This is a genomic window from Marinobacter sp., assembly GCF_035268745.1.
Lineage (GTDB): Bacteria > Pseudomonadota > Gammaproteobacteria > Pseudomonadales > Oleiphilaceae > Marinobacter.
The window spans coordinates 1-5692 of record NZ_DATFKH010000199.1; the positions used below are offsets into that span (position 1 = coordinate 1).

Below are 5692 nucleotides of genomic sequence, written 5' to 3' on the forward strand. Positions count from 1 at the left end.
GGTTCTCACTCAATATTCTGTTTGATACTTGCGATCAACCGCCAAGATAAGCGTTCTGGACTTCGGGATTCTCCAGCAGGTTCCTGCCGGTGTCGTGCAGGCGGATTTTTCCGGTTTCCAGCACATAGCCACGGTCTGCAAGGTTCAGCGCCTGGTGGGCGTTCTGCTCCACCAGAAACACGGTAATGCCTTCTTCCCGCAGATGGCCGATAATCTCGAAGATCTGTTTGATCACCAGCGGCGCCAGCCCCAGTGAAGGTTCGTCGAGGATGATCATGTTTGGCCGGCTCATCAGTGCACGGCCGATGGCCAGCATCTGTTGTTCGCCCCCGGACATGGTACCGGCGCGCTGGTGTTCACGCTCCTTGAGGCGGGGGAAGAGCTCATAGACGTGGTCCTGGCTCTTGCGGATTTCCGCTTTGGTGTTGAAGAAACCGCCCATATGAAGGTTTTCCTCCACGGTCAGGCCGGAAAACACGCGCCTGCCTTCCGGCACTATCGCAATGCCGGAACGCATGATATTCGAAGTCAGGTCGCGGGTAATGTCGCGGCCTTTCAGGAATACCCGGCCGGAGGAAGCCTGGGGGTTGCCACAGACGGTCATCAGCAGGGTGGTTTTACCCGCGCCGTTGGCCCCGATCAGGGAGACGATCTCGCCTTTGTTGACTTCCACGGAAACCCCGTGCAGCGCTTCGATTTTGCCGTAATGGGTATGGACGTCTTCTAGTACAAGCATGATATTTCCTCAGGCCTCACCCAGATAGGCTTTGATGACGTCGTCGTTCTGACGGATTTCGGCAGGCGTTCCGCTGGCGAGCGGGCGGCCCTGGTTGATCACATTGATGCGGTCGGAAATGTCCATGACCAGGCTCATATCGTGCTCAATCAGCACCACGGAGACATTGTAGTCTTCCTTGAGGCTGATGATCAGCTGGTTCAGGTCCTTGGTCTCGGCCGGGTTGAGGCCGGCAGCAGGCTCGTCAAGCATCAGCAGCTTGGGTTCAGTAACCATGCAGCGGGCAATTTCCAGCCGGCGCTGCTGACCATAGGCCAGGTTACCGGCGTCACGATTGGCCATATCGGTGAGCCCCACCCGGTCCAGCCAGTAAGCGGCCCGGTCCAGTGATTTCTGCTCGCGCTTGCGATAGTCGGGGGTCTTGATCAGGCCTGATATCAGATTGGTGTTCAGATGCCGGTGCTGGGCAACCAGGAGGTTTTCAACCACCGTCATCTGGCTGAACAGACGAACGTGCTGAAAGGTCCGCACCAGGCCAAGCCGGGAAATCCGGAAATCCGGCTTGCCCTGAATTTCCTGCCCTTCAAACAGAATCTGGCCGCCTGTGGGCCTGTAGAAACCGCTCATGCAGTTGAAGACCGTGGTTTTGCCGGCCCCGTTCGGGCCGATAATCGCCACGATTTCGTGTTCCTGTACGTCCAGCGATACCTGATCCACCGCCAGGAGGCCGCCGAAGCGCATCGACAGATCTTTGACTTCAAGCATTATCTGTCTCCCCGCTGTGGACTGAGTTCAATATGAATGCGTCGCATGGGCAGCAGACCCTGGGGACGCCAGACCATCATCAGTACCATGGCAGCGCCAAAGATCAGCATGCGGTATTCGGAGAACTCCCGGGCAAGTTCCGGCAGGATCGTCACCGCAATGGCCGCGAGGATAACCCCCATCTGGGAGCCCATACCGCCGAGAACCACGATGGCCAGGATGATGGCGGATTCCAGGAACACGAAAGATTCCGGGCTGATAAAGCCCTGCTTGGAAGCGAATACGGTGCCCGCGAAACCGGCAAAAAAGGCGCCAATGGTAAACGCGGACAGTTTGACCGCAGTGCGGCTCAGGCCCAGAGAGCGGGAGGCAATCTCGTCTTCGCGCAGGGCCTCCCAGGCACGGCCAACCGGCATCCGCATCAGCCGGCGGATAATCAGCGCCGTGATCACCGCCAGCACCAGCGCAATCAGGTACAGGAAAATGACCTTGTGTTCACCGGCGTAGGCGATGCCGAAGGTTTCGTGGAAGGAGGTGTTGCCTTCCTCCTTCACCCGGCGGCCGAATTCCATGCCGAACAGGGTGGGGTCGGGGATACCGCCGATGCCATTGGGGCCGCCGGTGAGGTTGGTCATGTTGTTCAGCAGGATACGGATAATCTCGCCAAAGCCGAGAGTCACGATGGCCAGGTAATCCCCCCGTAATCGCAATACCGGAAAGCCGAGAACCAGTCCGAACAATGCCGCCAGCAGTGCCCCGGTTGGCAGCGCCAGCCAGAACGAGATGCCCACATACTGGGACAGCAGCGCGAAGGTGTAGGCGCCAACGGCATAGAATGCCACATAACCCAGGTCCAGCAGACCGGCAAGCCCGACGACCACGTTCAGACCCAGGGCCAGCATGATGTAGATCAGTACCAGCGTTGCCAGGTCAACGGCGCCCCGTGATGCCATGAATGGCCAGAACAGGGCGGCAATCAGCATCAGCGTCAGCAGAATGGATTCCACTTTCAGGCGTTTTTTCTGGGGCATCGGTGGTAGGTTGGCCAGTGGGTTCAGGGCAGGCAGCCTGCCAAGCATTGCCATAAAGCTGTCGCGGAACAGCTGGAACATGAACACCACCAGCGCCGCGATAAATACGCCGACAACAGTGAAGGCATCTGCGCCTTTAAGGACGACTGAGCTACCTTCGCTGACCAGATTAAAACCCAGGATCGGATAGGAAATGATGAGAGTGACGATCGCGCTGAACAGCGCATGCTTGAAATTGTAAGCAGCCATCAGATCTTTTCAACCTCCGGTTTGCCAAGCAGGCCGGTGGGTTTGAACAGCAGGATCAGTATCAGCAGGCTGAATGAGACCACGTCCTTGTACTCGCCGCTGAGATAACCGGAGGTCATGCTTTCGGCAACGCCCAGAATCAGCCCGCCCAGCATGGCGCCAGGAATGCTGCCGATGCCGCCCAGTACCGCCGCGGTGAACGCTTTTAATCCGGCAATAAAACCGAACAGGGGATCAACCGAGCCGTAATACATGCCCAGCAGCAAACCGGCAACTGCTGCCAGGGCTGCACCGATCACGAAGGTGGCGGATATTATGCGGTTGGTGTCAATGCCAAGCAGGTTTGCCATGCCGAGATCCTGGGACACAGCCCGGCAGGCCCGTCCGATTCTGGATCGTGAAATAAACAGTGAAAGCGCCGTCATGCAGACCAGGGTTGTTGCAAAAATCAGGATCTGAATGTAGGAAACCGAGGTCTGGAACGAGTCCGGGTCACCGAACCGGAAGCCACCCTCGATCAATGCCGGAAAGCCGATATTGCGGGAACCCTGGGCCAGGTGAACGTAGTTCTGCAGAAAAATCGACATGCCAATGGCGGAAATCAGGGGAATCAGGCGGTGTTTGCCGCGAACAGGCCGGTAGGCAACACGTTCAACAGCCCAGCCCATTGAGCTGGAGACGATCATGGCGCAGATCAGGGCGACAATCAGAATCAGCGGTAGCCAGGCAATACCGAGGGCCGTCAGGCCGGTAATCGCGATCAGTGCGGTATAGGCACCGATCATATAGATCTCGCCATGGGCAAAGTTGATCATGCCGATGATGCCGTAAACCATCGTATAACCGATAGCAATCAGGGCATAAGTGCTGCCGATCGTCAGCCCGTTAATGAGCTGTTGAATGAAATACAGGAGATCTTGCATGGGTGTCGGACTCCGATGACCGGCCCCCGTCTCCACAAATGGGCACTTCCCGGGTTGCGGGAGATGCTGAGTGCAGTATCGACAGGGGCCAAGAAAAACACCTTCTCCCGGGTCGCGGTGAGAAGGTGTTCTTGTGATTACCGTTTGTTAACGGCTTTGCCTCAGTTTACCGGAGTTTTGCTGCCATCTGAATGCCATTCGTAAACAACAAATTCAAACGACTCCAGATCCCCCGCCTGATCATATTCAACGGTGCCTATCGGGGTCTGGAAAGTGCCCTCGCGAAGGGCTTCGGCCACCTCAAACGGATCCTTGGAGCCCGCCTGCTCGATGCCCTCGGCTACCAACTGTACCGCTGTGTATGACGTCAGCACGAACGGGCCGGAGGGGTCCTCGCCTTTGTCTTCAAAGGCCTGAACCAGCGCCTGGTTTTCTTCCTTCTCGTCGAAGCTGGGCGGCAGTGTGACCAGCAGGCCTTCAGCTGCATCGCCTGCGATCGAGTTGATGTCTTTATTGCCTACGCCCTCTGGCCCCATAAAGGTGGCGTCGAGGCCTGCCTGGTCAGCCTGGCGCAGAATCAGCCCCAGCTCCGGGTGGTAGCCGCCGTAATAGACATAATCGACGTCAGCTTCCCTGAGCTTGGTCACCAGTGACGAGAAATCCTTGGCACCGGCGGTGATGCCCTCAAACATCGCCACTTCCACCCCGGCTTCGGTCAGGGTGTCGCGAACGGCTGTTGCGATGCCTTCACCATACTGTTGCTTGTCGTGGATGATGGCCACGCGCTCGGGGTCCTGGCTAATCAGGTGATTAGCGGCTACAGGGCCCTGCATGCTGTCGAGACCGATAGTACGGAAGACCAGTTCGTAGCCACGCTCGGTGATGGCCGGGCTGGTGGATGCCGGAGTGATCATCAGGATACCTTCATCTTCATAGATATCCGAGGCTGGCTGGGTAGAGCTTGAACACAGGTGGCCGATCACAAAACGAACGCCCTCGTTGACCATGTTGTTGGCAACGGTGACGGCCTGTTTGGGGTCACAGACGTCGTCGTATTCAACACCGACCAGGTCCTCGCCCAGAACTCCGCCATCGGCGTTGATCTGTTCAATGGCCATGCGGGCACCGGCGAACTGCATGTCGCCATACTGGGCGACCGGGCCGGTCATAGGCCCTGCGATACCAATCTTTATTTCAGCAGCGGCATGCCCGGCGGCCATTACGGCAGTGGCAGCGCCGATGGCGGTAATGAGTTTTCTAATGGATGTTGTCATTGATCATGTCCTGTTATGTTTCAGGGTTTCTTCTGTTTTATACGCAGTAAACAAACACCACAGGCGATTCCTTGTCAAGATTCCGGATGCCTCCACCTATTCTATCAGAACGCGTAGCGGAAGCATGCAGGTTGCATTCGCCGGAGTAAAGACCTCTAATGCTTAGGGGTGTAAACAAATTGTGCAGGCAGTTCTGGAGTGAAATTTGGATAACTACGAAGGTGTACTGGTGGCACTTCGCCGGGTGATACGGGCGACAGACCTGCATTCAAAACGGCTGAGCAAGCACGCTGGTCTGACCGGACCACAGCTTCTGATCATGCGAAGCATCCGCGATCTGGGTAAGGTAACCATTGGCACCATCGCCGACAGGGTCAGCCTGAGCCAGGCAACCGTGACCACCATCCTCGACCGGCTGGAACATCGCAAGCTGGTGTACCGTGTTCGTAGCACTCAGGACAAGCGCAAGGTCCATGCCCATCTGACGGAGGAGGGCGAAGACATTCTGGCCCGCGCTCCGGAGCCATTGCAGGAGGATTTCATCAGGAAATTCCAGAGCCTGGCGGAGTGGGAGCAGACCATGATTCTGGCCTCATTACAGCGCGTGGCCAATATGATGGACGCCGACGGGCTTGATGCGTCGCCGGTCCTGGATGTGGGGCCGGTGCTCCGGGAGGATGGCTGGAAAAAGACTGAAGCGAATTAGCCACGGAA

Annotated in this window: 6 protein-coding genes; 1 reads left to right on the forward strand and 5 read right to left on the reverse strand. The window is 57.3% G+C overall.

The window, feature by feature from the left end; translation table 11 throughout:
* Positions 1-34 precede the first annotated feature (34 nt).
* The 5 genes from VJ956_RS13500 to VJ956_RS13520 all read right to left on the reverse strand — a co-directional run bounded on the left by VJ956_RS13500 (position 35) and on the right by VJ956_RS13520 (position 4978).
* The gene (locus VJ956_RS13500) at positions 35-736 is read right to left on the reverse strand and encodes an ABC transporter ATP-binding protein (protein WP_324085563.1); all 702 of its coding nucleotides are present in this window, start codon (positions 734-736) and stop codon (positions 35-37) included.
* 9 nt (positions 737-745) lie between these two features.
* Positions 746-1501, reverse strand: coding sequence for a high-affinity branched-chain amino acid ABC transporter ATP-binding protein LivG (gene livG / locus VJ956_RS13505; RefSeq protein WP_324085564.1), 756 nt, complete (start codon positions 1499-1501; stop codon positions 746-748).
* Complete coding sequence (locus VJ956_RS13510; protein ID WP_324085565.1) at positions 1501-2781, reverse strand: high-affinity branched-chain amino acid ABC transporter permease LivM; 1281 nt, start codon at positions 2779-2781, stop codon at positions 1501-1503. The genes livG and VJ956_RS13510 overlap by 1 nt, the downstream gene beginning before the upstream one ends.
* On the reverse strand, positions 2781-3704 hold the full coding sequence (gene livH, locus VJ956_RS13515; RefSeq protein ID WP_324085566.1) for a high-affinity branched-chain amino acid ABC transporter permease LivH: 924 nt from the start codon (positions 3702-3704) through the stop codon (positions 2781-2783). Before livH ends, VJ956_RS13510 begins: the two co-directional genes overlap by 1 nt.
* 161 nt (positions 3705-3865) lie before the next feature.
* A complete protein-coding gene (locus VJ956_RS13520) occupies positions 3866-4978 on the reverse strand; it encodes a branched-chain amino acid ABC transporter substrate-binding protein (protein WP_324085567.1) in 1113 nt (370 codons plus the stop codon).
* A 205-nt stretch (positions 4979-5183) separates the two neighbouring features.
* Here VJ956_RS13520 and VJ956_RS13525 point away from each other — a divergent pair, with 205 nt between their 5' ends.
* Positions 5184-5684 carry a MarR family transcriptional regulator gene (locus VJ956_RS13525; protein WP_324085568.1) on the forward strand — a complete coding sequence of 167 codons (501 nt, stop codon included), beginning with the start codon at positions 5184-5186 and terminating at the stop codon, positions 5682-5684.
* Positions 5685-5692 lie beyond the last annotated feature (8 nt).

Coding starts and splice junctions, on each gene's coding strand:
- VJ956_RS13500 (WP_324085563.1), bottom strand. CDS start 736: ATGCTTGTACTAGAAGACGTCCATACCCATTACGGCAAAATCGAAGCG.
- livG (WP_324085564.1), bottom strand. CDS start 1,501: ATGCTTGAAGTCAAAGATCTGTCGATGCGCTTCGGCGGCCTCCTGGCG.
- VJ956_RS13510 (WP_324085565.1), bottom strand. CDS start 2,781: ATGGCTGCTTACAATTTCAAGCATGCGCTGTTCAGCGCGATCGTCACT.
- livH (WP_324085566.1), bottom strand. CDS start 3,704: ATGCAAGATCTCCTGTATTTCATTCAACAGCTCATTAACGGGCTGACG.
- VJ956_RS13520 (WP_324085567.1), bottom strand. CDS start 4,978: ATGACAACATCCATTAGAAAACTCATTACCGCCATCGGCGCTGCCACT.